Source organism: Micromonospora gifhornensis (genome assembly GCF_016863515.1).
In the GTDB taxonomy this organism is placed as follows: Bacteria; Actinomycetota; Actinomycetes; order Mycobacteriales; family Micromonosporaceae; genus Micromonospora; species Micromonospora gifhornensis.
Window position 1 is genome coordinate 54,783 of record NZ_BOPA01000037.1, and the last position, 26,244, is coordinate 81,026.

Sequence of the window (26,244 nt, forward strand, 5' to 3'; positions counted from 1 at the left end):
CGCCAGGAAGCGAGGACGGCGTTGAACCTGCACGACGACCCGGCCGAGGCCGCGTTCCGCGCCGAGCTGCGCGACTGGCTGCGGTCCCGCCTGCCGGACGACGACCCGTCCCGTACCTGGAGCACCGCCGAGCTGCGCGAGTGGAGCCGCGATCTCTCCGCGGCCGGCTACGCGGGCATCACCTGGCCCAGGGAGTACGGCGGACGTGGGCTCAGCGCCGCCTACCAGGCCATCTTCGTCGAGGAGACGGCCCGCGCGGGCGCGCCGGATCACATCAACATCATCGGCATGAACATGGTCGGTCCGACGCTCATCGCGCACGGCACCGACGAGCAGAAGGCGCGCTACCTGCCCGGCATCCTGTCCGGTCGTACCCTGTTCTGCCAGGGGTTCTCCGAGCCGGAGGCCGGCTCGGACCTGGCGGCGGTGCGCACCTCGGCGCGGCGGGCGGAGCCGGACGGCTACCTGCTCGACGGCGAGAAGGTCTGGTCCTCCTACGCCCACCTGGCCGACCACTGCCTGCTGCTGGCCCGCACCGGCCCTGCCGAGCCGAAGCACCAGGGGTTGACCTGCTTCCTGCTGGACATGCGGGCACCGGGTGTGAAGGTGTCGCCGCTGCGGCAGCTCAACGGCGACACCGATTTCAACCAGATCATCCTGACCGACGCGCGGGTCGACGACGCAGACGTCGTGGGCGAGGTCGGCAAGGGCTGGTCGGTGGCGTTGTCCACGCTGGCCCACGAGCGGGGCACGTTCGGCATCACCCTCACCGCCCGGTTGGTCGCGCAGTTCGACCGGCTGCTGCGGCTGGTACGCGAGGTCGGTGCCGAGGACGACCCGGCCGTCCGCCGCGAGCTGGCCGTGCTGCACGCCCGGTTGCAGGGGCTGCGGTACACCGGTTACCGGTCGCTCGCCGCGCTGCGCCGCTCCGGCGAGCCCGGCGCGGAATCCTCAATCCTCAAGCTCGAATGGTCGCTGCTGCACCAGCGGGTCTGCGCGCTCGCGCTGCGCCTGCAGGGGCCGGCGGCGCTGCTCGACGGCGGTGACGCCGCCTGGCACGGGTACTGGCAGCGGCAGCGGCTGCGGAGCCGGGCCAACACGATCGAGGGCGGCACCTCCGAGATCCTCCGCGGGATCGTCGCCGAGCGCGTGCTGGGCCTGCCCAGGTCCCGCCAGTGACCACCGGCCCGCGACGACACGGAGATGACCATGGACTTTGCCCTCACCGATGAGCAGCGGGAGATCCGGCAGGCCGCCCGGGACCACCTGGAGCGACACTATCCGCCGCTGCGGGTGTGTGCCCTGGCGGAGGGTCCCGGCGGGAGCGAGGCCGGTGCCTGGCCCGAGCTGATCCGGCAGGGCTGGCTCGACGACGACCTGGGCATGGTCGAGCTGACACTGTTGGCTGAGGAGAGCGGCCGCTGCCTGCACCCCACACCGTGGTGGACGACTGTCGCGCTTGCCGCACCGTACGCCCGGGCCGCCGGGGAGCAGCTGACCGTCCCGGCCACCTTCGCCGACGGCGGCGGCACGGTGCGGCCCGCCCGCTCGCCGCAGGGGTGGACCCTCACCGGGCAGGTCGCGGCGGTCCCGCAGGCCGGCGCGGTGCGCTGTCTCGTGGTACGCGCCGACACCGATCAGGGGCCTGCCGTTTTCGCCTGCGACACCGGCTCCGCCGGACTGGTCGTGGCGGAGCTGTCCACGCTGGACACGTTGCGCCGGATGGCCCGGGTCCGGTGCGACGGCACGCCGGCCCGGCTGCTCGTCGGGCCGGACCGCGCGGCGGAGGCGGCGCGTACCGCCCGGTTGCGCGGCGGGGTGCTGCTGGCCGCCGAGGCGGTCGGGGTCGCGGCGGGTGCGCTGGACATGGCCGTGGCGCACGCCCGCCAGCGGGAGCAGTTCGGGCGGCCGATCGGCAGCTTCCAGGCCGTGGCACACCAGCTGACCGAGGCGTACGTCGACACCGAGTCGGCCCGTTCGCTGGCCTACCGCGCCGCCTGGCTGGTGCAGCACGAGCCCGAGGCGGGCGCGCAGGCGGTCGACGAGGCGGTGCTGGTGGCGCGCAGCGCGGCGGTACGCACCTGCGAAACGGCCATCCAGATCACCGGCGGAATGGGAGTGACCTGGGAGTACCCGCTGCACCGGTGGCTGCGCCGGGCGCTGTGGTTGGAGGCCTACCCCGGCTTCGGTGACGACCCGCACGACCGGGTGGCCGAGCGGCTGCTGCGGCGTGCCGACCCGGACGAGATCACCCCGACCGCACCCGACGGACGTTAGCGTGACGCCGTCCGTCGACAACCGAGGAGGCCGCAGTGGTCAGCCCCGAAACCGTCAGCAGCATCGCCCTGTCGCTCCCCGGAGCGCACCAGTCGGCGCACTTCGACGTGACCGACTTCCGGGTCAGCAACAAGATCTTCTGCACCCTGCCCCGGCCCGGAGTGATGGGGTTGCGGATCGACGTCGCCGAGCAGGCGGCGCTCATCAGCCAGGACCCGGCGACCTTCTCGGCGCCGAACAACAAGTACGGGCAGAGCGGTTGGACCTTCGTCGAGCTGGCGACGGTCGACCCGACACAGCTGCGAGAGCTGATCACCGATGCGTGGCGCCGGCTCGCGTCCAGGAAGTTGCAGGCCGAGTTGGACGAGGCCGATTCCTGACGCCCCGCCACGCGACTCCGGCGGCCGTCGGCCGTCGGAGCCTCACGCGAAGGGACGGAGACACCCGTGGGCACCAGGCGCACCATCGACGCCGATTCGATCTTCAAGCTTCTTGAGCTCGGCGACTACCTCCTGCCGTACACCATCCGGGCGGTCTGCCTGCTCGGCGTGGCCGACCACCTGGTGGACGGGCCGATGCCGATGTCCCGGCTGGCCCAGGCGACCGGGACCCACGAGCCCACCCTCCGCAAGACCCTGGAGTACCTCGCGACCCGGGAGGTGTTCGAGCTGGTGGAACCGGACAGCGTGGCGTTGACCCCGCTGTCGGATCTGCTGCGCGAGGAGCACCCCTACTCGGCCCGCGACATCTTCCTCTCCCCGGTGGCGTGCACCCGGGCGATGGAGGGGCTGCCCGAGTCGATCCGCACCGGTGGGCCCGCGTTCGACGTGGTGCACGGCCGGTCCATGTGGGAACACCTGCGCGACCAGCCCGAGGACGGCGAGGCCTTCGACAAGGTGATGAGCGGGGTCACCAGCATGGAGTTGCTGGCGGTGCTGCGGGCCTGCGACTGGCAGCGCTTCGACAGCATCGTCGACGTCGGCGGCGGCAACGGTGGGTTCCTGGCCAGCCTGCTGCGCCGGGTTCGCGGTGCCAGTGGGGTGCTGTTCGACCTGCCGGGTGTGGTGGCGAACGCCCCCGCCGTGCTGGCCGCCGCCGGAGTGGCCGACCGGGTGGAGGTGGTGCCGGGCAGCTTCCTGGAGGGGCCGATCCCGCCCGGCGGCGACGCGTACGTGCTCAAGCGCATCCTCTACAGCTGGAGCGACGACGAGGTGGTGGGCATCCTGGGCCGGGTCCGGGCCGCGATGAAGCCGCACAGCCGGCTGTTCATCATGGAGGCCGGACGGCAGGAGGCTGAGGTGCCGGCGTTGGCACGCCGCATGGACCTGCTCATGCACACCCTCACCGCCGGCGGCGCGCGGACCCTCGACCAGCAGAGCGAGCTGCTGAACCGCGCCGGCCTGGAGTTGGTGCGCAGCATCTCCACCCCGATGTTCCCGATCATCGAGGCGGCGCCCGCGTGACCGGCCCGCTCGCCTGGCTGGACCGGCCCGACGAGCGGCGCGGCATCCGGTTCGCCGAACCCGACGGATCGTGGCGGCTCTGGTCGTACGCGGAACTGGCCGACCTGGTGCGCCGGTACGCGACGGCGCTGCGCGACGCCGGGGTGGACGCGGGCGACGTGGTGTCGATAGTGGAAACGACCGGTCCACGGTTCGTGGGGCTGCTGTTCGGCAGCATGCTTGCCGGTGCCGCCGCCTCACCTGTGGCACCGCCACCACCTTTCGGTGACCGGGAACGCTGGGCCGAGCACCTGCGTGGCGTGCTGCGGGCCAGTACGCCCCGGCTGGTCGTGCACGACCCGGCGCTGCCCCTGGTGGCCGAGGTCTGCGCCGGGGCGGGCGTGCCCGCGTACGACGGTGAGGGGCTGCTCGCCGGCGCCGACGGCCGATGGGCGGCGGCACCGACGCCGGATGGGCCGGCGCTTGTGCAGTTCACCTCGGGCAGCAGCGGTCGGGTACGCGGGGTCCGGGTGCCCCGTCCGGCGCTTGCCGCCACCGTCGCCGGCATCCAGCGGTGGCTGCGGATGACCCCCGACGACCCCACCGCCTCCTGGCTGCCCGTGCACCACGACATGGGCCTGGTGGGCTGTCTGCTGGCACCGGTGGCCACCGGGTCGGACCTGTGGCTGATGTCGCCGGGCGACTTCGTCCGCCGACCGCTGCGCTACCTGGAGTGCTTCGGCCGCCACGGTGCCCGACTGACCGCGATGCCGGCCTTCGGGCTGGACCACATCATCCGGCGGGTGCCCCGCAACGCCCTCGCCGGCATGGACTTCTCGGCGTGGCGGGCGGTGATCGTCGGCGCGGAGCGGATCCAGCCCGCCCTGCTGACCGAGTTCGTCCGCTTCGCCGCACCGCACGGGCTGCGCCGCGAGGCGCTGCTGCCCGCGTACGGGCTGGCCGAGGCGACGCTGTCGGTGACCGGCGTACCGCTGGACACCGGCTGGCGTACCGCCACCGTCGAGCAGGGTGAGGTGGTGGGTTGCGGGCGTCCACTCGCCGGTGCGCAGGTGACGGTGGTGGACGACGACGGCCGGGTCGTCGACGACGGCACGGTCGGCGAGATCGTGGTGCGTGGCCCGTCCGTGGCGGCGGGTTATCTGCCGGCGAACGCCGACGGCACAGCCAGCGGCACCCGACTGGTCGACGGGGAGGTGCACACCGGCGACGCGGGTTTCCTCGTCGACGGGGAACTGTTCGTGCTGGGCCGCCTCGGTGACGGTGTGAAGGTGCGCGGGCGGATGCTCCTCGCCGAGGACGTCGAGGCGGCGGTCGTCTCGGCCTGCGGTGCGCCGGTCGGGCGGATCACCGCCCTGCTCGGGCAGGTCGGTGACGCACCCCGGGTGGTCCTGCTGCTGGTCCGGCCCGAGCCGGACTGGCTGACGGCGGCCTGTGCCGCGGCCGAGGTCGCCGCGGAGGGGGTACCGGTGGAGGCGGTGGTCGTGCCGGCCGGCGCGGTGGCCCGCACCAGCAGCGGCAAACCCCGCCGTCGCCTGATGTGGCAGGACTACCTGGCCGGCCGACTCCGCTCCGCCGAGCCGGTACCGGCCGGACCGCCCGCAACGCCCTGACCGCCCGCTCCGGGCCGGAGCCGGGCCGGCAGGGCAGCGGGCCGACGGCGTTCGACGGTCAGTGCGGCTGACCGGCGGGCAGGCCGAGCGCCTCGCGGAGGTGGTCGAGCACCTCGGCCTGCCGGTCGATCAGGTAGAAGTGGTGCCCGGGCAGCACCCGGAGCTGGAAGTCCCCGGTGGTGCAGCGCCGCCAGTCGGCGACCTCGGGCACGTGTGCCTCCGGGTCGTCGTCGCCGGTGATCGCGGTGACCGGCACCGACAGCGGCGCACCGAAGGTGGGCCGGTAGGTCTCGACGAGCCGGTAGTCGGCCCGCAGTGTGGGCATCAACGCGCTGCGCAGCTCCGGGTGGGCCAGCGCCTCGTCGGTGGTGCCACCGAGGCGACGCAGCTCGTCCCAGAGATCCTCGTCGCTGCCGAGGTGCTTGACGCCCGGCCGGTGGTGCTGCGGGGCCGGCCGACCGGAGACGATCAGCCGGCGCGGCGGAGCGCCGAGACCGTGTTCGAGCCGGTGCGCCACCTCGTACGCGACGGCGGCACCCATGCTGTGCCCAAACAGCGCGAAGTCGGTGTGCAGCAACGGTTGCAGCGCGGCGACGATCCCGTCGACCATCGTGGCCATGTCCCGTACGCACGGCTCGTGGATGCGGTCCAGCCGACCGGGGTACTGCACCGCCACGACCTCCACCTCGGCGGGCAGCCGTACGGCCCACTGCCGGTAGAAGGTCGCGTTGCCGCTGGCGTACGGGAAGCAGACCAGGCGCCAGGTCGCGGCCGGACGCGGCCGGTAGCGGCGCAACCAGGACGTGGCCTGCGCGGTCCCCCTCACGGTCGGGCCGCCTCGTCACCGGCGGCGGCGATGGCCTTGAGGTCGTCGTCGGTCAACGGCTCGGGCGGGGTGGAGGAGAGCAGCTCCGGTGGGCCGAGCCGCAGCGTCAGGTCCTGCCACAGCTTGCACAGCGACAGGTGGTACTGCCCCCGGCGCAACGGATCCTGCCGTTCCTCGGCGGCCTGGTGCAGCTCGGTGAGGGCGTGCGCGATGCCGGCCGGCCACAGGCTGCGGAAGATGTGCCGGTACGACGGCACGGTGGCCGGGCCGAGCACGACGGCGCTGGGGGCCTGCGCGTCGTCCGGCATGGTGGCGTAGTGGGGGTCGGCGTTCGGGTCGGCGACCTCGCGGGGGAAGTCGGGGCGGGCCGACCAGACGACCGGCCCGTGGGTGTTGACCAGGGTCAGGTTCCCGGCCTCGGTGCCGATGCTGATGCGGTGCATCAGGTGGGCGTAGTTGTCCGGGTCGGCGGGGTCCATCTGGTTCTGGATCCGCAGCGTGGTGGGCACCCCGGCCAGCACCCCGTCGAGGCTGCGGAAGGGGATGTCCAGGCTGGTCGCGGCGGCGACCGTCGGCGTCGTCGCGGGCAGGTCGCCGAAGGCGAACGGCCGTACCCCGCCGAGCGACTGTCCGAGGATGTCCAGCAGCGAGTACGCCAGCTGGAACCCGGCCGCCGCGTCGATGTAGAGCGGACGCTGCCGCCGCAGCAACTCCTGCGCCGCCGCCACGAACCGGCGTACCGGGGCGACGTGCGTGTAGAACGGGTTCAGGTGGTAGACGACGCCGTGTCGGCGGGCGGTACGCAGATTCTCCGCCAGCTCGTCGTGGTGCAGGGGGTGCTCCTGGAGCACGTGGATGCCGCGGGCCATCAGCGCGCGGGCCAGCTCCGAGCCCCGTCCGCCGAGCAGGCCACCACGGATCACCACACACGCCATGTCGATGTCGTCGGGCAGCTGGTCCGGGTCGGTGTACAGCGGCGCGTCGTAGCGGCGGGCGCAGGCGCGGGAGCGTTCGCTGCCGGCAGCGATCACACCGGCCAACTCGAAGGGCAGCTCCGGGTTGCGGAACGCCTCCAGGTAGACCTGACCGAATCGGGCGCCACAGACGACGACCCGGGGACGTTGCCTCACAGTGCCTCCTCCACGTGGCCGCCGACGTGGGCGGCTTCACCGTCGAACACGCTCAGGTCGCTCACGGCGGCAGAGCCGCCGAGCAGGTCCACGGCGAGCTGCGGGTCGAGCGCCTCCCCCGCGAGATGCAGGCCGGCAGCCAGGTTCCCCCCGGTGAGCGCCGCCACGGCGACGGCCGCGAACGCGCCGGTGAGCGCGCTGGCGCTGGCACCGCGCAGCACGAGGGTCCGGGCGTCACCGGCGGCTGTGGTCAGCTCCACCACGAACAGCTGGTAGGTCGCCTGCCCGAAGGCGTCCAGTTCGGCGGCGCGGCGCAACGCCTCGGCGGCGTCCCCGCCGGCCGGGGGCTGCCGCAGCACCTGCGCCACGTGCGGCCCGGCGAAGACCGAGTGCCAGGTGGCGTCGGTGACGCCCAGGTCCCGGGCGACCCGTTCCAGTTCGGTGCTCAGGTACGGCACCGCCGTCGCCGGTTCCGGGAAGAACGGCAACTCCACGTCGGTACGGGTGGACAGCGGCTGTCGTACGCCTGCGGTCAGCGCCGTCCCGGCCTGACCGAACCCCTCCCCCACCCGCAGATAGTCCGCTGCGGCGGTGGCGGTGAACCGGTCCCGACCACCGAGGTAGCCCAGCAGGGCGCGCGGCGGCTGCGGCAGGACGGCGGCGAGATGACGGGGCAGCAGTGCGCTCAGGCCGGGCATCATGCCGGCGGAGATCACCGCGGTCCGCTCCGGCGCTCCCGCCAACAAGGCCCGCACCTGCTCCCACAGGACGTCGTCACCTGCGGCGTCGACGTAGTCGGCACCGGCGGCGAGCGCCACCCGCGCCACCCGGTCCTCCACCAGGTAGGCCGGGCCGGCGCAGTTGAGCACGACGTCGCAGCCGGCACAGAAGCGGTGCAACGCCTCGGCGTCGTCGAGGTCGACCACCTCGACGGTGGGCGGGGATCCGGTGGCGGTGAGCCCGTCGGCCAGCGCGTCGAGGGGTGCGCGGCGGCGACCGGCGAGGCGCAGCGTGTGCCGGCCCCGCCGGTGCAACTCGGTCACCGCGACGGAACCGACCGCGCCGGCCGCGCCGACGACACCCACCACCGGCGCCGTCCCGGTCACCGGAAGACCTCCGGCGACCCGGCCCGGGCGGGGGAGACCTCCGGCGACCCGGACCGGGCGACGACCGGGATTCGTCCTGGTCCGGACCAGAGCGGGCAGCCCATCACGCCGGACCCAGCACGGCGGTCAGTACGGCGGGCTCGGCCGACCAGCGCAGTTGGTCGGCCGACAGGTCCGTGTCGACCACGTCGAGGCTGCCGAGGCAGAGGTCCTCCCAGAACTCGATCTCCGCGTCCTGCGCCGGCTGTACGAGCGTGATGTCCCCGGCGTAGATGGACGGCTCGTGCCGGGCGAGGGCGTCGCGCACCGGGTCGTCCCCGGGTGCGGGCCGGTGACCCGCCAGCAGCCGCAGCCCTTCGACGAGCACCCCGCGTTCGGTGAGGTTGCGGGCCACCTCGACGGCGAGGACCGCCATCGCTCCGTGGGCGAGCAGTTCCACCTGGGCCAGGTCGGCGTCGACGACCGCCTGGGCGTACGCGGCGGCGGCGTTGTCCACCGAGGGCAGCAGTGCCAGCCCCGCGCCGGTGAGTGCCCAGGCGGGTGCGGCCGGCCGCAGCGCCGACGCGAGCGAGGCCACCCCGTCGGTCGATCCCGACTCGTCGGGCAGGAAGATCCGGGGTACGCCGGCACCCTCGGCGTGCACGGCGACGAGCAGCTCGGTCGGCCCCTGCCGGCCCGCCTCCGGCAGCTGTTCGCCAGCCTCGGCGGCGGTGGTCAGCCACTGCGCGAGCCGGGCGACGGTGGCCAGTTCGAGCAGGTTGCGCAGCACCTCGTCGAAGAAGAGGGTACGGGCCAGCGGCAGTTCCTCGATGATCCGTCCGGCCAGTTGGGCGGCGACCAGCGAGTCCCCGCCCAGCTCGAAGAGGTTGCCGTCGCGGCCGACGGGAGTGCCCAGGGCCTCGCTCCACATCGCGACGAGATCCCGTTCGAGGTCGGTCTCGGGTGCCGCGCCGGGCAGCCCGGCCTGCGTCCCGCTCTGCCGGCGGCCCAGCCGCCCGGCGAGGGACCGGCGGTCGATCTTGCCGTTGTCGGTGACCGGCAGCTCGTCGAGGATCTCCAGGGTGCCGGGCACCATGTACTCGGGCAGCCGGGCGCGCAGGTGATCGGTGAGCCCACGGGGGTGCACGGGCGCGCGGTCGGCCTTGAACCGGGCGGCGAGCACACACATGCCCATCCGCCCGACGAAGGTGTCCTCGGCCGGCAGGCAGACGTCGAGGTCGGCACCGGCCCGGTCGAGGATGTCCCGCCACCGGTCGCGGGCCAGGAAGACGGTCCCGGTTCCGGCGCGGTCGTCGGTGAAGTCGCCGGTGGCGTCGTCGAGCCGGACCAGCAGCTCCAGCGACGTCATGATCTGGTAGTGGTCCCGGGTCATCTCCAGGGCGACCAGCCAGCCGCCGGGAGCGAGCAGCCCGCGCAGCTGGTCCAGGACCCGGTCGACGTCGGCGGTGGCGTGCAGCACGTCCCCGGCGACGACCAGGTCGAAGGAGTTGGGCGCGAGACCCTGCTCGGTCGGGTCGGCGTCCAGGTCGTACAGGCCGAACCGGACACCGGGCACCTCGGCGAAACGGGCCTGCGACTGCCCCACGAAGTAGGGCGACAGGTCGGTGCAGAGGTAGTCGATCTCCTGCCCGGCGAGCGCGTCGAGCACCGCCGCGGTGGTGCCGCCACCACCCGCGCCGACCTCCAGCACGCGCAGCGGGCCGGGGTGCCGGCGACGGCTGCCGAGTTCGGCCACCACGGCACCGGCGGCCCGGTTGGCCCAGCGGTTGAAGACCGCCTCCTCGTAGAGCTGCTGGGAGACGTCCAGCCGGCCCTCGGGGAAGAGCAGCTTGAGCGGGTCCTCGTCGCCGCGCAGCAGCGCGGGCAGATGCCGGATGCTGCCCCGGAAGTAGTCGAGCAGGCGTTCCTCGCCGGGCAGCGCCGCCGCGTCCACGGCCGCCCACGCCACGTCGAGCGCGTCCGGTGCCACCTCGGCGGTCAGCCGGTAGTGATCGCCGTCGACGGCCAGCAGGCCCTCGGTGACCAGGGCGGCGAGCCAGCGACGCAGCAGCCGGTGGTGCCGGGGCGCGGCCTCGGTGGCGGCCACGATCTCGGCGGCGGTGTGCCGGTCGTCGAGGGTGGCGAAGAGTCCCGCGCGGCGGAAGGTGTCCACCATGGCCGGCAGGGCCACCTGGTCGAGGCGGTGGGCGTACTCCAGGTAACGGTCCGGGTCGACGCCGTCGAGCGCGGCGTCGCCGGCCCGGGCCGCGACCGTGGCCAGCTCGGCCACGTCCTCGGCGGGCGGCGTCGCGGTGGCGGGCTGCGCGAAGGCGACGAGCGTACGCTCCAACGGCTGATCGCCCGCGACAAGCACCGCCGCCGCGGCGACGTCGGGGTGGCTCTGCAGGGCCGTCTCGATCTCGGCCAGCTCGATCCGGTGACCGCGGATCTTGACCTGGTGGTCCTCCCGGCCGAGGAACTCGATGTCGCCGTCGGGCAGGTACCGGCCCAGGTCGCCGGTGCGGTAGAGCCGTTCCCCGGTGACCGGGTGCACGATGAACCGTTCCGCCGTGCGCTCCGGGTCGTTCAGGTAACCACGCGCCAGGCCGAACCCGCCGATGTACAGCTCGCCGGTGACCCAGTCGGGGCAGGGCCGCAGCAGCGGGTCGAGAACGTGGAAGGTCTGGTTGGCCAGCGGCCGACCGTACGGGATGCTGGCCCAGTCCTCGCCGACCGTGCCGATCGGGTAGTGGATCGACCAGATGGACGCCTCGGTCGCCCCACCCAGGCTCATCACCTGCAGACCGGGCACCTGGGCACGGATCTGGTCGGGCAGGGCCACCGGGATCCAGTCGCCGGAGAGCATCGCCAGCCGCAGGGTGGGCAGCGCGGTGCCGGCCACCCCGAGGTAACCGGAGAGCATCTGGAGCTGGGCGGGGACGGAGTTCCACACCGTCACCCCGTGGGCGGCCACCAGGTCGGCCCAGTGCGACGGGTCCGCGCGCCGCTCGGCGTCCGGGATGACCAGGGCACCGCCGACGGAGAGGGGGCCGAAGATGTCGTACACCGACAGGTCGAAACCGAGCTGGGACAGGCCCAGCACCCGGTCCTGCGCGCCGACGGCGAACCGGGAGTTGATGTCGAGGACGGTGTTCAACGCCGCCTCGTGAGTGATCATCACGCCCTTCGGCGTGCCGGTGGAGCCCGAGGTGTGGATGACGTACGCCAGGTCCTCGGGCCGCGCCCCGCCCGGTTCGGCGGGCGGATCGGCCGGCGGCACGTCGTCCAACGCCACGGCCATCACCTCGACCGGCCAGGAGCCGGCGGCCAGTTCCCGCGAGGTCAGCACGTGCCGGACACCCGCACCGGTGAGGATGGTCTCGCGGCGGGCGGCGGGCTGCACGGTGTCCACCGGCACGTACACCGTGCCCGCGAGCAGCGCGCCGAGGACGGCCACGACCTGCTCCGGGCCGCGTTCCAGGGTCACCCCGACGAGATCGCCGGGTGCGCAGCCGGACTCGACGAGCCGGTTGGCGACGCCGGTGGCCCGGGCGACCAGGTCGGCGTAGCTGAGCGTGGTGGTGCCGTGGATGACAGCCGGAGCGTCCGGCGTACGCCGGGCCTGGGCGAAGACCGCGTCGTGCAGCCGAGCCCGGGCCAGCGGGGCGTCGGTGGCGTTGACCTGCTCGCGGCGTTCGCGCTGCCGCTGCGGCAGCAGGCTCGACGGGGGCCGCTGCCACGCCTGGTCGTCGGTGGCGAGTTCCCGCAACAGCTCCTCGAAGGCGGCGAACATGTCGTCGGCCACCCCGTCGGGCAGGACTCCCTCGCGGACGTCCCAGTTGGTCGACAGTCCACCGTCACGCTCGGAGTTCTGGCAGTCGATGACGACCTGCGGGGTCTGGCTGATGCCGTAACCGAGCCGCCCCTGGGACACCGACTCGGTGGCACCTGCCTCGCCGAGACCGATCGCGCTTGTGAAGACGACCGGGAACAGTGCCGCGTCGGCACCGCGACGGCGGGTGATCTCCCGCATCACCTCGATGCCGGAGAACGCCCGGTGGTCCATGTCCTGCCAGAGCTGGGCCTGCACGCCCCGCGCCCAGCGGTCGAAGCTGTCCGCCCCGCTCTGGTCGACGGCGAGCAGCTCCACGCCGGTGAAGTCACCGACCACGGCGGGCACCTGCGGGTGCAGCGGCAGCCGGTTGAGCAGCGTGACGTTCAGGGTGAACGTGGGACGGCGGCTCCACGCGGCGATGACGTGCGCGTACGCGGCGAGTACCGCGCCGGACGGGCTGACGTCGTGCTGGCCGGCGTGCTTGCGCAGCCCTTCCCACAGCTCGGGTTCCAGGGTGGTGGCCAGCCGACGGAACCGGCCCTCGGTCTGCCGGGCGCGGCTGGTCAGCGGCAGCTCCGGGCCGGGTGGCAGTTCGTCCACCCGGCGCAGCCAGTAGTCGCGGTCGGCCTCCCGGCGGCTCGCCGTCCAGTTCCGCTCGGCCAGCAGGTAGTCCCGGAAGCCGATCTCCAGCTCGGGCAGCGGCCCGGCGTCGTGGTAGAGGTGGTGCAGCTCGTTGAGGATGATCTGGATGCTGACGAAGTCGGCGATGAGGAAGTCCACCGAGACGTGCAGGACGGCCTCGTCGTCACCACGGGTCACCCGCGCCTCGAACAGCGGCCAGACGTCGGGCCGGAACACCCGGTGGTCCATCTCGGCGCGTACCTGCGCCACCGCCCGGTCGAACTCGTCGCGGTCGTGCCCGCGCACATCGCGGACCCCGACCTGGTACTCCTCGACCTGCGGCAGCACCCGCTGCGAGCCGTCGATGTCGATCACCGCGCGGAGCATGTCGTGTCGGGCGATGAGCGTCTGCCAGGCGCGGGTCATCCGCTCCGGGTCCAGGTCCGGGTAGTGCAGCTCGCCGTAGCCGTGGCAGGCGACGCCGCCGTAGGCGAATGTGGAACCGCGACCCAGCAGGTACGCCGACTGCACCTCGGTGACCGGGAACGGGTCGTGGCGGTGGTCGGTGTCCGGTACGACGCGCGGCATCCGGCCGTTGGCCAGGTGGTCGAGGATCTCGTCCCGGCGGGCCCGCAGCAGGGCGCGCCGCTCGTCGGTCATGAAGCCGGCGGGCGCGCGGAACTTCAGCGCGCCGTCCTCGGCCCACAGCCGCAGTCCGGCCTGTTCGAGGTCGGTGACCAGCCGCTCGACGGGGATGCGGGGGTCGTTGCTCATATGACACCTTCCTCGACGTCGTCGTCGGCCGACGCGCGGAGCTGCTCGTCGACAGCGGCCGCGAGCTGGGCGAGCACGGGTACGGCGAACAGTTGTCGCAATGTCATGTCCACGCCGAACCGTTGGCGCAGTGCCTCCAGCAGGCGGGTGGCCAGCAGGCTGTCCCCGCCCAGGGCGAAGAAGCTGTGCCGGCGGTCGTCCACCGGCTGGTCGAGCAGCTGCGACCAGAGCGCGGCGAGGCTCTCCTCGGTGGGCCCCTTGGGCGGCTCGGCCGCGTCGTCCAGCGGATCGGCGCGCAGCAGCGTTCCGAGCCGTTGACGGTCGACCTTGCCGTTGGCGGTCAACGGCAACTGGTCCACCGTCACGACGTACTCGGGCACCATGTACGCGGGCAGCCGCTCGGTCAGCCAGCCGGCCAGGTCCGGTTCGGTACCCCCGGTGGCGGGTACGACGGCGAGGCCGATGTGCTGGCTCGGTGCCTGGCCGACGACCATCGCCACCGCCCGCCCGACCTGCGGGTGGGCTTCGGCGGCGGCCTCGATCTCGCCCAGTTCGATGCGGTGCCCACGCACCTTGACCTGGAAGTCGACCCGGCCGAGGAACTCAAGCGTCCCGTCCGGCCAGTACCGGCCCAGGTCCCCGGTGCGGTACCAGCGGCAGCCCTCGTCGTCGACGGAGAACTGCCGGGCGGTCAGGTCGGGGGCGTTGCGGTAGCCCAACGCCACCCCGGCGCCGCCGATCCGCAGCTCCCCCGGCACCCAGTCCGGGCAGTCCCGACCACGCGGGTCGGTCACCCGGTAACGCTGATTGCGCAGCGGACGGCCGTACGGGATGGAACGCCAGTGCTCCGGCACCGCCTCGACCTCGCAGGCGTTCGACCAGATCGCGGCCTCGGTGGCCCCGCCGAGGGCGACGAACCGGGCGTGCGGCGCGACCTGCGCCAGTCGACCCGGCAGGTCCAGCCCGATCCAGTCACCGGAGAGCAGGGCCAGTCGCAGGCCGGCCGGCGGGTGGTCGCCCGCCGCCACCAGCAGCATGTCCAGCAGCGCGGGCACCGAGTTCCAGACCGTCACGCCCCAGCGGTGGGCCAGTTGCGCCCAGCGGCGCGCCTCCCGGCGCTCCTCCTCGGCCAGCACGACGAGCGCCCCACCGGCGGTCAGCAGCCCGAAGATGTCGTAGACGGACAGGTCGAAGTCCAGCGCGGAGACCGCCAGCACCCGGTCGTCCGGTCCGACGTCGTACCGGGAGTTGATGTCGGTCACCGTGTTGACAGCGGCCCGGTGGGTGATCTCCACTCCCTTGGGCTCGCCGGTCGAGCCGGAGGTGAAGATCGTGTACGCCAGCGCGTCCGCGGCGACCGTCACCGGCCCCCGCAGCGGCGGCGTGTCCACGTCGGCGGCGACCGTCGGCAGGTGATGCGCGCCGGGCCGGCCGACCACGGCGGTCACCTGCGCCTTGGTGTAGATCCGGTCGCGGCGGGCGGCGGGCTGGTCGACGCTGACCGGCACGTACGACGCGCCGGCGGCCAGCACACCGAGCACCGCGGCGACCTGGTCCGGGCCGCGTGGCACGGTGACGGCCACCGCATCACCCGGTTCCACCCCGGCGCGCAGCAACGCACCGGCGATCCGCAGCGCCTGGGTGGCCAGCTCGCCGTAGCTGATCGAGGTCTCGCCGTGGGCGACCGCGAGCCGGTCGGGGTCGCGGGCGGCCCGGGCGAAGAACGGCCCGTGCAGGGTGTGGTCGGGTGCCGGGGCCTCGGTGGCGTTGACGGCGGCCCGGATCGCGCGCTGCCCCGGCGGCAGCAGGTCCGGCAGCGGCCGGTCCCACTCGCCGTCGGCGAGCCAGCACAACAACCGGTGGTACGCGTCGAACATGGCGTCGAGCAGCCCGTCGGGGAACAGTTCGTCGACACTGTCCCAGTTGAAGGTCAGCCCGCCGTCGCGTTCCATCACCTGGTTGTCCAGCCACACCTGCGGGGTCTGCGAGATGCCCCAGGTCAACTCGCCGAACGGGAACCGCATGTTGACCAGGTCGGCGGCCACACCGAGGGCGCTGGTGAACACGATCGGCATGCTGACCGTGCCGCTGTTGCGTCGGCGCGCCAACTCCCGCAGCACCCACAGCGCGGAGACGTCGTTGTGCTCCAGCCCGTCCCACATGTCCTGCTGGAGCTGCTGCGCGGTCTCCCGCCACGGCTGCTGCGCCGCACCCCGGTAGCCGACGAGCACCAGCGAGGTGAAGTCGCCGAGGATCGCGCCGATGTCTGGGTGCACGTCGTGGCGCTGGAACATGGTCAGGTTCAGCGTCAGCGCGTCCTGCCCGCTGTACGCGCTGAGCACCTCGGCGTACGCGGTGGCGAGCACGGCGGCCGGGGTGAGCCGGTGCTCGCGGGCCCAGTGGGTGATCGCCGTCCACTGCTGCGGGGTGAGGCTGCGCTCGCGGCGGACGAACCTCGGAGCGACAAGGGTTTCCGGGTCGACGGCCAGCGGCAGCGCGGGGGCCGGCGCAATGTCGTCAAGCCGTCCACGCCAGTACGCTCCGGCCCGCTCGATCGCCTCCGGCGGCGGTGTCGCGCCGAGCACGTAGTCGCGGAACGACACCCCGAGCGGGCGCAGCTCGGTGGCCGGGTCGCGGTAGAGGGTGGACAGCTCGGAGAAGAAGATGACGATGCTCAGCGCGTCAAGCACGATGTAGTCGAAGCTGAACGCGACGCGGGTGCCGCCGGGGTGCCGTACGGCCTGGATGTCGATGAGCGGCCACCGGGATGGGTCCGGGATACGGTGGGACAGCTGTTCGCGCAGCGTCTCCAGGTGCTCCGGTCCCTCGTGGACGGTGATGGTGAACGGCGGCACCTCGGGCAGGATGCGCTGGTCGCCGTTGTCGTCGAAGACGGCGCGGAGCATCTCGTGCCGCGCGATGAGCATGTTTACCGCTCGGTTCAGCCGGTCGAGGTCGACGTCCCCGCCGTCGAACTCCCAGTACCAGTGGGAGCCGACCCCGCCGAGCGCGAAGTCGTCGGTACGCCCCATCCAGTACGCGCGCTGCACGTCGGTCGGCGGGAACGGGTCGTGCCGGTGCACCAGGTCGGCGCTCAGCTCGCGCCGCTGGGCGGTGGTTCCCCTGCTGTGTAGCCGTACCGCGAATTCGGCCAGGTCGCGGGCGTGGAACAGGTGGCGCAGTTCGGCGCCGGTGATGCCGGTCTCGCGCAGCCGGGCCAGCAGCCGGGTGGCGACCAGGCTGTCGCCGCCGAGGGCGAAGAAGTTGTCCTCCCGGTGCACCTCGGGCACACCGAGCAGCTCCGACCAGAGGGCGGCGACGGCGATCTCCACCTCGCCGCGCGGCGGGGTGCCCGCGGCGGTGGGCCGGGTGGCGACCAGTTCGGGCAGCCGGGAACGGTCGATCTTGCCGTTCGCCGACAGCGGGAAGGCGTCGAGGACCACCACCACGGCCGGCACCATGTACGGCGGCAGCTGTTCGGCGGCGCGCTGCCGGATCGCCTGCGGGTCGGCGTCGGCCCGGGTGACGGTGACGGCGGCGGCGAGACTGCTCCCGTCGACCACCTGGGCCACCGCGCGGGAGACGTCGGGGTCGCGCTCCAGCGCGGCCTCGATCTCGCCCAGCTCGATCCGGTGTCCCCTGATCTTGACCTGGAAGTCGGTACGCCCCAGGAAGTCCACAGTGCCGTCGGGCCAGTACCGGGCCAGGTCACCGGTGCGGTACCAGCGCTGCCCGTCGTACTCGACGAACCGGTCGGCGGTGCGCTGCGGGTCGCCCGCGTAGCCGGCGGCCACCGACCGGCCACCGATCCACAGCTCACCGGGCACCCAGTCCGGCCGGTCCCGGCCGTGCTCGTCGACGACCCGCATGAGCTGGTTGCGCAGCGGCACGCCGTAGGGCACCGACCGCCAGTGCGGCGGCGGGTCGACCGGGGCGGCCTGCACGGTGGAGTGGATCGCCGTCTCGGTGGTGCCGCCGAGACCGTACAGCCGGCTGTCCGGGGCCAGCCGGGCCAGCCGACCGGCCAGGTCGAGGCCGACCCGGTCACCGCCGAGCACCGCCAGTCGCAGCGGCACCGAGCGGTCGCCCGCCGCCTCGGCCTGGGTCAGCAGCAGGTCGAGCAGGGCCGGTACGGACTGCCAGATCGTCACCCGGTGCTCGTGCACCAGACGCAACCAGGCGGCCGGGTCACGGCGGGTGTCCTCGTCGACGGTGACCACCGCGCCGCCCGTGCCGAGCAGTGCGAACATGTCGAACACCGACAGGTCGAAGTCGAGCGCCGAGACCGCCAGGACCCGGTCGTCCGGGCCGATGTCGAAGCGCTCGACCAGGTCGTCGAGGGTGTTGCGGGCCGCCCGGTGGGGCACCCGCACCCCCTTCGGCGTACCGGTCGAGCCGGAGGTGAACAACAGGTACGCGTCCTGCTCGCCGTCGACCGTCGGTGCGTCGGCGCGTACCGGCACGCCGGTGGCGGGGACGGTAAGCGTCGTGGCGTCGTGCGCGGCGTCGGCGGTGGTGACGGTGAAGCGGGCGTCGGCGGTGGCCCGGATCAGGTCGCGCCGGGCCTGGGGCTGGTCGACGCCGATCGGCACGTACACACCGCCGGCCCGCAGCACGCCGAGCACCGCGACGATCTGGTCGGGGCCCTTGGGCAGGGTGACGGCGACGGCCTCCCCGGGGGCCAGGCCGCGGGTGGTCAGTTCGTCGGCCAGCGCCTGCGCCCGGCCCGCGAGTTCGGCGTACGTGAGCACGCCGGTGGCGGACAGCACCGCCGGGCGGTCCGGCTCGCGGACCGCGCGGGCGAACACGTCGTGGTGCAGCGGCCGATCGTCGACCGGGCCGGTGGTGTCGTTGGCCGCCGCCCGCGCGGCCCGGGTACGTTCGGGCAGTGCGATCGGGGCGCGCCCGGACCAGTCCGTGGCCGGGTCGAGCAGCCAGTCGACGATCCCCAGGTACGCGGCGAACATGTCGTCGACGAACCCGTCGGGGAACAGTTCGTCCACGACGTCCCAGTTGAGGTAGAGCCCGTCCTCGCGCTCGGTGATCTGGTAGTCCAGCCACACCTGCGGGGTCTGGGACATGGTCCAGCCGGGCCGGCCGAAGCAGTTGCGGACCTCGGCGTCGAACAGTTCGCCGAGGCTCAACGCGCTTGTGAAGACGACAGGCGCACCGACGGGTTGGCCGCTGCGGGCGCGGGACAGGTCGCGCAGCACGTCGACGCCGCTGTACGCGGCGTTTGCGGCGTCGCTGCGCAGCCGGTCCTGATGCCGGCGGACCAGGTCGACGAAGCCGACCGGCCCGGTGGTGTCGAGCTCCAGCAGGATCAGGTTGGTGAAGTCGCCGACGACCTCGCCGACCTCGGGATGGACGGGGCGGCGGTCGTACATCGGCAGGTTCAGCACGAATCGGCCGCTGCTGCTCCACGCGGCCAGCACCTCGGCGAACGCGGCGAGGAACACCATCGACAGGGTGACTCCGGCCGCCGCCGAGCGCCGTTCCAGCTCCGCCTGCTGCTGCGGGGTCAGCCAGTGGTAGCGGCGGACCACCTGGTGGCCGGCCACGGTGGCCGGGTCCACGGCGGTGGGCAGCTGCGGCGGGCCGGGCAGGGTGTCCAGCCGTTCGCGCCAGTACTCGCGGGCCCGCTCGCGCGCCTCGTCGGGGCGGGCGGCGACGGTGGCCAGGTAGGCGGGGTAGCTGAGGTTCACGGGGGGCAGTTGTCGGTCCGGATCCCGGTAGCAGGCCGCCAGGTCGGACAGGACGAGCCGGAAGCTGTGCGCGTCGGCGACAAGCATCTCGACGTGCACGTGCACCCGGGTGGCGCCGCCGGGCAGCAGAGAGAGTTGGATGTCGAAGGTCTCCGCCTCCTCCACCCGCAACCGCCGGTGGGACAGCCGGTGCCGCAGCGCCGCCAACTCCTCCTCGCACCGCTGCGGGGGCAGGTCGCGCAGGTCGTGCACGGTCAGGCCCGGCCACGGGCTCTCCGGCCGGATCTGCTGGGTGCCGTCGGCGTGGAACTCGGCCCGGAGCATGCCGTGGCGGCGCAGCACCGCGCGGACGGCGGCGTCGAGCCGCTGCGGGTCGACGCCGGACCCGTCGAACTCGTTGTAGAAGTGGGCGCCCACACCACCGAGGGGCTGCCCGTCGGCCCGACCGATCCAGTACGCGTGCTGCATGGTGGCCAGGCCGAACGGCGCGGACTCGTCCACCTCCACCGGTGGCAGCGGTGCCGGGCGGGCCTCGGCGTGACGCTGCTCGATGAGCGCCCACCACTGCGCGAGGGTGCGCCACTCGATGAGCTCACTGAAGGTGACCGGGACGCCCTGACTGTGCCAGCGGCTGGCCAACCGCATGAGTGCGATCGAGTCGAGGCCGAGCATCAGCAGGTCGTCGTCGTCCCCCACCAACGACGGCGGGCAGCCGAGGGCCTCCGCGACGTCCTCCCGCATCCGGTCGAGGGTCAGGGTCGGATCGGTGTCGACGGCAACGTCCAATGTCGCGTCTCCTCAGTAAGCCTCTACCACGTCTCCGGTCGGCTGGCGCTAAGCTATCAGCGACTCACGACTCGGGTCTAGAGATAGTCGGTAATACTCGGAAAGGCTCGCCACGAAGGCGAGCAAAAAGCGCCGGCGAACGAGGGGAGCGGCGTGGGCGAGCGGCTCGACAGCGGCGAGTGCCTGGTCTGGCGCTGCCCTGCCGGGCCACTCCCCGCGCCGCTGCACACCCTGCTCGACGACGCCGAACAGGCGCGGGCGCGGCACCTGGGTCACGACGCGGCCCGCACCCGCTTCGTGACCGGCCGCGTGATGGCACGGTTGCTGGCCGCCCGGTACGCCGACACCACGCCCGGCCAGGTCGTCTTCACCTCGACGTGCCGCCACTGCACCGGCCCGCACGGCCGACTGGAGGTGCACACCGACGCAGGCGTGCTGCACCTGTCGGTGTCGCACTCGGCCGAACGGATCCTGGTGGCGATCGCCCGCGACACGGTCTGCGGAGTGGACATCGAACGGGTGGCCCTGCGGGGTGACCGGATTCCCGTCTCGGCACTCTCGCCCGCCGAGCGTCGGGTGCTTGCCGACCTGCCGCAGCCGCGGCGACTCGCCGCGTTCATCCGGTACTGGGCCCGCAAGGAGGCGATCCTCAAGGCCACCGGGGACGGCCTGGTGCTGTCACCGGCCGACCTCACGGTCAGCGCCCCGGATGTCTCCGCACGCCTGCTGAGCTGGGAAAATCGGCCACCGCCGCACCTCAGCGTGCATCTGAGCGACCTGGCCGTCGGCGACGAATACCGGGCCGCACTGGCCACCCTCGGCCGCCCACTGTCGATTGTCGAGCGTGACGTTGACCCTCTTGCAGAGGCGAGTCACCTATGATGGACAACACCGCACGGATCTGCCCCATACGCGAGAAGAGGCTTCATGTCGGAACGATCGTTCTCTCCGGTCATCCCCTTCCTCCGCTACCAGGACCCGACGGCTGCCGTCGACTGGCTCGTCAACGCGTTCGGTCTGGAGCGTTTCGACGTCACCGAGGTTGACGGCAAGGTGGTGCACGCCGAGTTGAGCTGGGGCAACTCCACGATCCAGCTCGGCGGCGGCGGACCGCACGACACGCTGGGCATGGTCAGCCCGCGCGAGCTGCCCGCCACCAGCGGCGGCATCTACATCTGCGTCGGTGACGCGGCGGACGTCGACAAGCACTACGAGCGGACGGTGCAGGCCGGCGCCAAGCTCGTCTACGAGCTGCACGACACCTCGTACGGCTCGCGCGACTACGGGGCGTACGACCTGGAGGGTCACGTCTGGAGCTTCGGCAGCTACCTGCCTCGTGAAGCCTCCGCATAGGGTTTACCAAAAACACGTGTAAACACTTGCCCAGGCGGCGGGTTCGGGCCAAGACTGGCAGACATGGATGCCTCCGGTCTGCCGCCCAGGTTCGACGCGCTCGACCCCGCCGTCCTGGAAGATCCCTATCCGACCTACGCCCGACTGCGCGCGGCCGGACCGCTGTGCCGGTTCGGCCCCGGTAGCTGGGGCGTCACCCGCCACGCCGATGTCGTGGCGTTGCAGCGCGACCCCCGGCTCGGCAGCGAGTTCCCCGAGGCATACCACCATCTGTCGGTGGGCGCGGGACCGGCCAGCCACTTCTTCCAGCGCATCATGCTCTACCGCGACCCGCCGGACCACGTCCGGCTGCGGCGGCTGATGAGTGGCGCGTTCACCCCGGCCGTGGTGCGGCGGATGCGCGGCTACATCGAGCAGACCGTGGACGAGCTGCTGGCCCCGGCGCTGGAGAGCGGCAGCTGCGACGTGGTGCGCGAGTTGGCGTACCCGTTGCCGGTGCTTGTGGTGTCCACCCTGATGGGCATCCCGCCCGAGGCCCACGACGACGTCCGGCTGCACGCCATGCGACTCGGACGCGCGTTCAGCGCGATCGTCCCCGCCGAGGCCCGAGGTGCGGCACACGAGTCGGTCCAGTGGCTGCGCGCGTACATCGGCGGGCTGCTCGACGAGCGTCGCAAGGCCCCCGGCGACGACCTGCTCTCCACCCTGTTGCAGGCCGAGGACGACGGGGACCGGCTCAGCCACGACGAGATCGTGGACAACACCGTCTTCTCGTTCTTCGCCGGCTTCGAGACGACCGTGCACCTGATCACCAACGGGTTCGCCGCGCTGCTGCGGGCACCGGACCAGTTCGCCCTCCTGCGCGCCGACCCCGGCCTGGTGCCCGGTGCGGTGGAGGAGTTCCTCCGCTTCGAGGCCCCCATCCAGGGCACCGCCCGGCTGGTGCGGGAGCCGGTGACGATCGGCTCGCGCACCGTACGGGCCGGGCGGGTGCTGGTGCTGATGCTCGGCTCGGCAAACCACGACGAGGCGGTCTTCCACGACCCCGGCACGCTCGACGTCACCCGCAACCCGAACCCGCACGTCACCTTCGGCGGCGGCGGTCACCTGTGCCTGGGCGCCTTCCTGGCCCGTACGGAGGCGCAGGTCGTCTTCGACTGGGTGCTGCGCCGCACCCGCTCGGTGGAGCAGGCGGGCGACCTGGTCCGGGAGAGCGACACCCCGTTCCGTGCCTTCGCCCACGTGCCACTGGCCATCAAGCCCGCCTGACGCTGCTGGCATCCCGCCGGACCGGACGGCCCGGCGGGATGCCGGTTCAGAACGGTCCGGCCCGGCGAAGGCGGATCAGGCCGGGGTCGCGGTCAGGATGGTGAGCGTGGCCGTCGGTCGTACGGTGTCCAGCCGCAGCCCGGCCCGGTCGAGCAGGGCGGCGGTCTCCTCGGCCGTGCGGTGGGTGCCGCCGGTGAGCACAAGCGTGTGCACGTCGTACAGCTTCGCCACGTCGAAGGTGTCCCCGGGCGGCAGGACGGCCTCCAACAGCAGCAGGCGGCTGTCCGGCCGCATCGCCTCGCGGACCCGGCGCAGCACCGCCACCACCTGGTCGTCACCGAACCCGGGCAGCACCGTCTTGAGCAGGTACGCGTCCGCACCGGCGGGCAGCGCGTCGAAGAAGCTGCCGGGCACGATCTCGCACCGGTCGCGCACCCCGGCCTCGGTGAGCACCCGGTCCGCCGCCGCGACGACGTGCGGCAGGTCCAGCAGCGTGCCGCGCATCGCGGGATACCGCCCGAGCAGGCCGGCGAGGAATCCGCCGTCCCCACCACCCACGTCGACCACGTGCGACAGCTCTCCCCACGGATGACAGGGCAGCACGGTACGCAGGTGCAGTCGGGTGATCGCGTGCATCCAGCGGTCCACCCGCCGGCTCTCGTCCGGGTTCGCGGCCAGGTGGCTCCAGTAGTCCGTACCGTGCGCGTGGTCGAAGGCGGCCTCACCGGTACGCAGGCTGTGCGGCAGCATCGCCCACGCCTGCACGTCGGAGGCGAGCAGGGTGTAGACGGCCCGCATCGACATCGGGTGGTCGCTGCGCAGCGGCTGGGCCAGCGGAGTCAGCGCGAACACCTCCGGCTCCGGCTCCGTGAAGATGCCCCTGGCCGCCAACGCCCGCAGCGCCCGGCACAGCGACCGCTCGTGCGCACCGACCTCGGCGGCGAGTTCGGCCACCGGCCGGGGCCCGTCGACGAGCAGGTCGGCGACGCCCAGGTCGCTCACCGCCCGCACGGTCATCGGCACGATCAGATCGGTCAGCTCCGCCAGCCGCATCACCGACGCCAGGTCCATCTGCGGCCGTTGCCGGACGCCCGTTCGCTCAGCCACCGCGCCTACCCTCCACGAATTGGATCAGGTCCAGCCCGACCAGCCCGTCCCGTACCCGGGGGGTCATCAGTCCGATCTGGTCCAGTGCCCGGCCAACCCGGGAGAAGATGGCCTGCCGGTAGGCGACCATCAGCTCGTTGCGGGCGGCGAAGTCGAGTCCGTCGGCCATCGGGACCTCCATGCGTTCCCAGATGTCGCCAAGCAGGAACCGGCGGCGGATCAGGGCCGCGGACTCCAGCACCAGCTCCTCCCGCTCGGTGCGCTCGCGGGAGGTCATCTGGTCGTACAGGCCGCGTAGGGAGAGCACTCCGAACGACACGTGCCGGGCCTCGTCCCGCGCCACGAGGCCGGTGATCTGCTTGATCAGCGGGTCGTGGAAGGTGCTGTGCGCCAGCCGGAACGCGGCCATCGCCAGCGCCTCGACCATGATCTGCATGCCCAGCGAGATGACGTCCCAGCGGTTGTCCTCGAGGATGTCGGTGAGCAGCAGTTCCAGCGGTTCGGAGATCGGGTACGGCTGCTGGATCTTCTCGCCCAGGTAGCGGGAGAAGACCTCCACATGCCGCGCCTCGTCGACCGCCTGGGTCGAGGCGTACAGCTTGCTGTCCAGCCCCGAGACGATCTCCACCAGTCGGGCCGCGACCACCATGGCCGCCTGTTCGCCGTGCAGGAACTGGCTGACCATCCAGGCCTGGAGTTCCCAGCGGAACTCGTCCCAGGCCGGTCGACCCCGCGCGGCCAGCGGGGAGGCGGCGAACCCGGCCATGGCGAAGGCGGAGTCGTCGGGCAACGGCGCCCCGAACGGTACGTCGAGGTGCCAGTCGATCTCGTCGACGCTCCACTGCGCCTGCTTGGCACGCTGGTAGAGCGATTCCGTACGGCTGTCGGAAGACTCGTAGTTCCAGTTGAGTCGAGCGTCCTGCGTCGAACGCACCACCAACTCGCTCATAGCAGCAAAGACTAGTTCGCCAGACACGCAAAGCCAACGACAAAAGCTATCCTGCTGTCTGTGGAAGCACGCGACACACCAGCCTCGGTCTCCCAGCGACTACTGTGGATGATCAAGCACTACCGGTCGGACTTCGGTGCGCTGAACTGCCCGGTCGTCTGCCGCATCGTGGGAGACCTGGACGAGCGGGCGTTGCAGGAGGCGGTCGACCATCTGGTGGTCCGACACGAGGCGCTGCGGACCACCTTCCACGGTCGGGGAGCGCGTCTCGTGCAGCGCGTACACCCCCCGAGATCACTGCCGCTGACCTGGGCCGACGTACCGACAGGCGAGTCGCCGCAGGCGGCCCTGGCCCGGGAGCTACAGACGCCGATCGACCCGGAGCAATGGCCGGCGCGGGCCGGCGTCTGGCGGGTCGGCCCGACCGAGCACCTGCTCTGCCTCAACCTGCACCACCTGGTGACCGACGCGTGGTCCACCGGCATCCTGCTGCGCGACCTGGTCGCCTGCTACGCCGCCGCCTGCGGTGGGCCCGGCGTCGAAGCACCCACCGGCTGGCAGCCGTCCCGCTTCGCCCAGGCACAGCAGGAACTGCTGGCCTCGGACCGACTCGCCCGCTACCAGCGGTACTGGCGACGCCAGTTGGAGGGCAGCCAGATCCCCCGACTCGACGCGCTCTACCCGGCCGCGGACGCCTCCCACGCCGCAGCCACCGACGCCGCAGCCACCAATGCACCGGCTACCGGGGCACCGGTCCAGGCGGTCCGGTCCGTCGCGGCGGAGCTTCCCGCGGCGACCGTGGCCGGGTTGCGTGAGCTGGCGAGGCGGGAGAAGACCACCCTGTTCACGGTGCTGCTGGCCGCCTTCCACGCCCAGCTGTACCGCCTGACCGGGCAACCGGACCTGGCGGTCGCCTCGATGTTCGCCAACCGGTCCCGACCCGAGGTACGCGACACCGTCGGCCTGCTCGCCGGCATGGTGCTGCTGCGCGCCCAGGTCGCCCGTCAACCCAACTTCGCCGACCTGGTACGCCACGTGCACGGCGCGGTGATCAGCGCGTTCGCGTACCAGGATCTGCCCTTCCACCTGCTGCCGACGGGCCTGGTCGACACCGGCGGCGGCCGGGCCGACGATGTGATGTTCAACGTGATGTCGCCGATGCGGCATGACCTGACCGGTGGCGGCGCCCGCTTCGAACTGGTGGTTCCCACCGAGATCGGCAGCCGCTTCCCGTTCGAGCTGGCCCTGGCCCCGGTGGGCGAGCACCGGGTGCAGGCGGTGTTGTTCCGGGCCGGCGGATGGGCCGACCCCGCACTCGGGCAGGACTTCCTGGCCGGCTACCTCGACGTCGCGGCCACGGCGGCGCACCGTCCGGAGGCGGCGCTGCCGACGCCGGGACAGTGACCGGTCAGGGCAACGGTATTGACAGCGTCACAGGCATCCTGAGAACCTTC

At 72.6% G+C, this 26,244-nt stretch carries 16 protein-coding genes; 9 read left to right on the forward strand and 7 right to left on the reverse strand.

Annotation, left to right across the window (positions count from 1 at the left end; all coding sequences use genetic code 11):
• Window positions 1-21 precede the first annotated feature (21 nt).
• From Vgi01_RS24325 to Vgi01_RS24345, 5 genes are all read left to right on the forward strand, one after another.
• On the forward strand, window positions 22-1,179 hold the full coding sequence (locus Vgi01_RS24325) for an acyl-CoA dehydrogenase family protein (RefSeq protein ID WP_204292570.1): 1,158 nt from the start codon (window positions 22-24) through the stop codon (window positions 1,177-1,179).
• Window positions 1,180-1,209: 30 nt separating this feature from the next.
• Window positions 1,210-2,277, forward strand: coding sequence for an acyl-CoA dehydrogenase family protein (locus Vgi01_RS24330; protein WP_204292572.1), 1,068 nt, complete (start codon window positions 1,210-1,212; stop codon window positions 2,275-2,277).
• A 35-nt stretch (window positions 2,278-2,312) separates the two neighbouring features.
• On the forward strand, window positions 2,313-2,657 hold the full coding sequence (locus Vgi01_RS24335; RefSeq protein WP_013731206.1) for an MmcQ/YjbR family DNA-binding protein: 345 nt from the start codon (window positions 2,313-2,315) through the stop codon (window positions 2,655-2,657).
• A 66-nt stretch (window positions 2,658-2,723) separates the two neighbouring features.
• The gene (locus tag Vgi01_RS24340) at window positions 2,724-3,740 is read left to right on the forward strand and encodes a methyltransferase (protein WP_013731205.1); all 1,017 of its coding nucleotides are present in this window, start codon (window positions 2,724-2,726) and stop codon (window positions 3,738-3,740) included.
• Window positions 3,737-5,350, forward strand: coding sequence for an AMP-binding protein (locus Vgi01_RS24345; protein ID WP_204292574.1), 1,614 nt, complete (start codon window positions 3,737-3,739; stop codon window positions 5,348-5,350). Before Vgi01_RS24340 ends, Vgi01_RS24345 begins: the two co-directional genes overlap by 4 nt.
• A gap of 58 nt (window positions 5,351-5,408) precedes the next feature.
• Here Vgi01_RS24345 and Vgi01_RS24350 read toward each other — a convergent pair whose 3' ends face one another.
• The 5 genes from Vgi01_RS24350 to Vgi01_RS24370 all read right to left on the reverse strand — a co-directional run bounded on the left by Vgi01_RS24350 (window position 5,409) and on the right by Vgi01_RS24370 (window position 20,112).
• Window positions 5,409-6,176, reverse strand: coding sequence for a thioesterase II family protein (locus Vgi01_RS24350; RefSeq protein WP_204292576.1), 768 nt, complete (start codon window positions 6,174-6,176; stop codon window positions 5,409-5,411).
• A complete protein-coding gene (locus Vgi01_RS24355) occupies window positions 6,173-7,306 on the reverse strand; it encodes a Gfo/Idh/MocA family oxidoreductase (protein WP_204292577.1) in 1,134 nt (377 codons plus the stop codon). The genes Vgi01_RS24350 and Vgi01_RS24355 overlap by 4 nt, the downstream gene beginning before the upstream one ends.
• Window positions 7,303-8,412 (reverse strand): saccharopine dehydrogenase NADP-binding domain-containing protein, encoded by a 1,110-nt coding sequence (locus tag Vgi01_RS24360; RefSeq protein WP_204292579.1) that lies wholly within the window; start codon window positions 8,410-8,412, stop codon window positions 7,303-7,305. Before Vgi01_RS24360 ends, Vgi01_RS24355 begins: the two co-directional genes overlap by 4 nt.
• 103 nt (window positions 8,413-8,515) lie before the next feature.
• Window positions 8,516-13,621 (reverse strand): non-ribosomal peptide synthetase, encoded by a 5,106-nt coding sequence (locus Vgi01_RS24365; protein ID WP_204292582.1) that lies wholly within the window; start codon window positions 13,619-13,621, stop codon window positions 8,516-8,518.
• Window positions 13,618-20,112, reverse strand: coding sequence for a non-ribosomal peptide synthetase (locus Vgi01_RS24370; RefSeq protein WP_373307026.1), 6,495 nt, complete (start codon window positions 20,110-20,112; stop codon window positions 13,618-13,620). The genes Vgi01_RS24365 and Vgi01_RS24370 overlap by 4 nt, the downstream gene beginning before the upstream one ends.
• 153 nt (window positions 20,113-20,265) lie before the next feature.
• Between Vgi01_RS24370 and Vgi01_RS24375 the strand changes: the two genes are divergently transcribed.
• From Vgi01_RS24375 to Vgi01_RS24385, 3 genes are all read left to right on the forward strand, one after another.
• Window positions 20,266-20,994, forward strand: coding sequence for a 4'-phosphopantetheinyl transferase family protein (locus Vgi01_RS24375; RefSeq protein WP_102656807.1), 729 nt, complete (start codon window positions 20,266-20,268; stop codon window positions 20,992-20,994).
• Window positions 20,995-21,039: 45 nt separating this feature from the next.
• On the forward strand, window positions 21,040-21,465 hold the full coding sequence (locus Vgi01_RS24380; RefSeq protein ID WP_102656806.1) for a VOC family protein: 426 nt from the start codon (window positions 21,040-21,042) through the stop codon (window positions 21,463-21,465).
• A gap of 63 nt (window positions 21,466-21,528) precedes the next feature.
• Window positions 21,529-22,734: a cytochrome P450 gene (locus tag Vgi01_RS24385; RefSeq protein ID WP_204292584.1), complete on the forward strand. Its 1,206-nt coding sequence runs from the start codon at window positions 21,529-21,531 to the stop codon at window positions 22,732-22,734.
• Window positions 22,735-22,809: 75 nt separating this feature from the next.
• On the opposite strand, the gene Vgi01_RS24390 is transcribed toward Vgi01_RS24385, so the two are convergent.
• The gene (locus Vgi01_RS24390; RefSeq protein WP_102656804.1) at window positions 22,810-23,805 is read right to left on the reverse strand and encodes a methyltransferase; all 996 of its coding nucleotides are present in this window, start codon (window positions 23,803-23,805) and stop codon (window positions 22,810-22,812) included.
• 28 nt (window positions 23,806-23,833) lie between these two features.
• Window positions 23,834-24,790 carry a ferritin-like domain-containing protein gene (locus tag Vgi01_RS24395; protein ID WP_102656803.1) on the reverse strand — a complete coding sequence of 319 codons (957 nt, stop codon included), beginning with the start codon at window positions 24,788-24,790 and terminating at the stop codon, window positions 23,834-23,836.
• Between the two features lie 60 nt (window positions 24,791-24,850).
• Here Vgi01_RS24395 and Vgi01_RS24400 point away from each other — a divergent pair, with 60 nt between their 5' ends.
• Window positions 24,851-26,194, forward strand: a complete 1,344-nt coding sequence (locus Vgi01_RS24400; protein ID WP_275412577.1) for a condensation domain-containing protein — start codon at window positions 24,851-24,853, stop codon at window positions 26,192-26,194.
• Window positions 26,195-26,244: the final 50 nt, after the last annotated feature.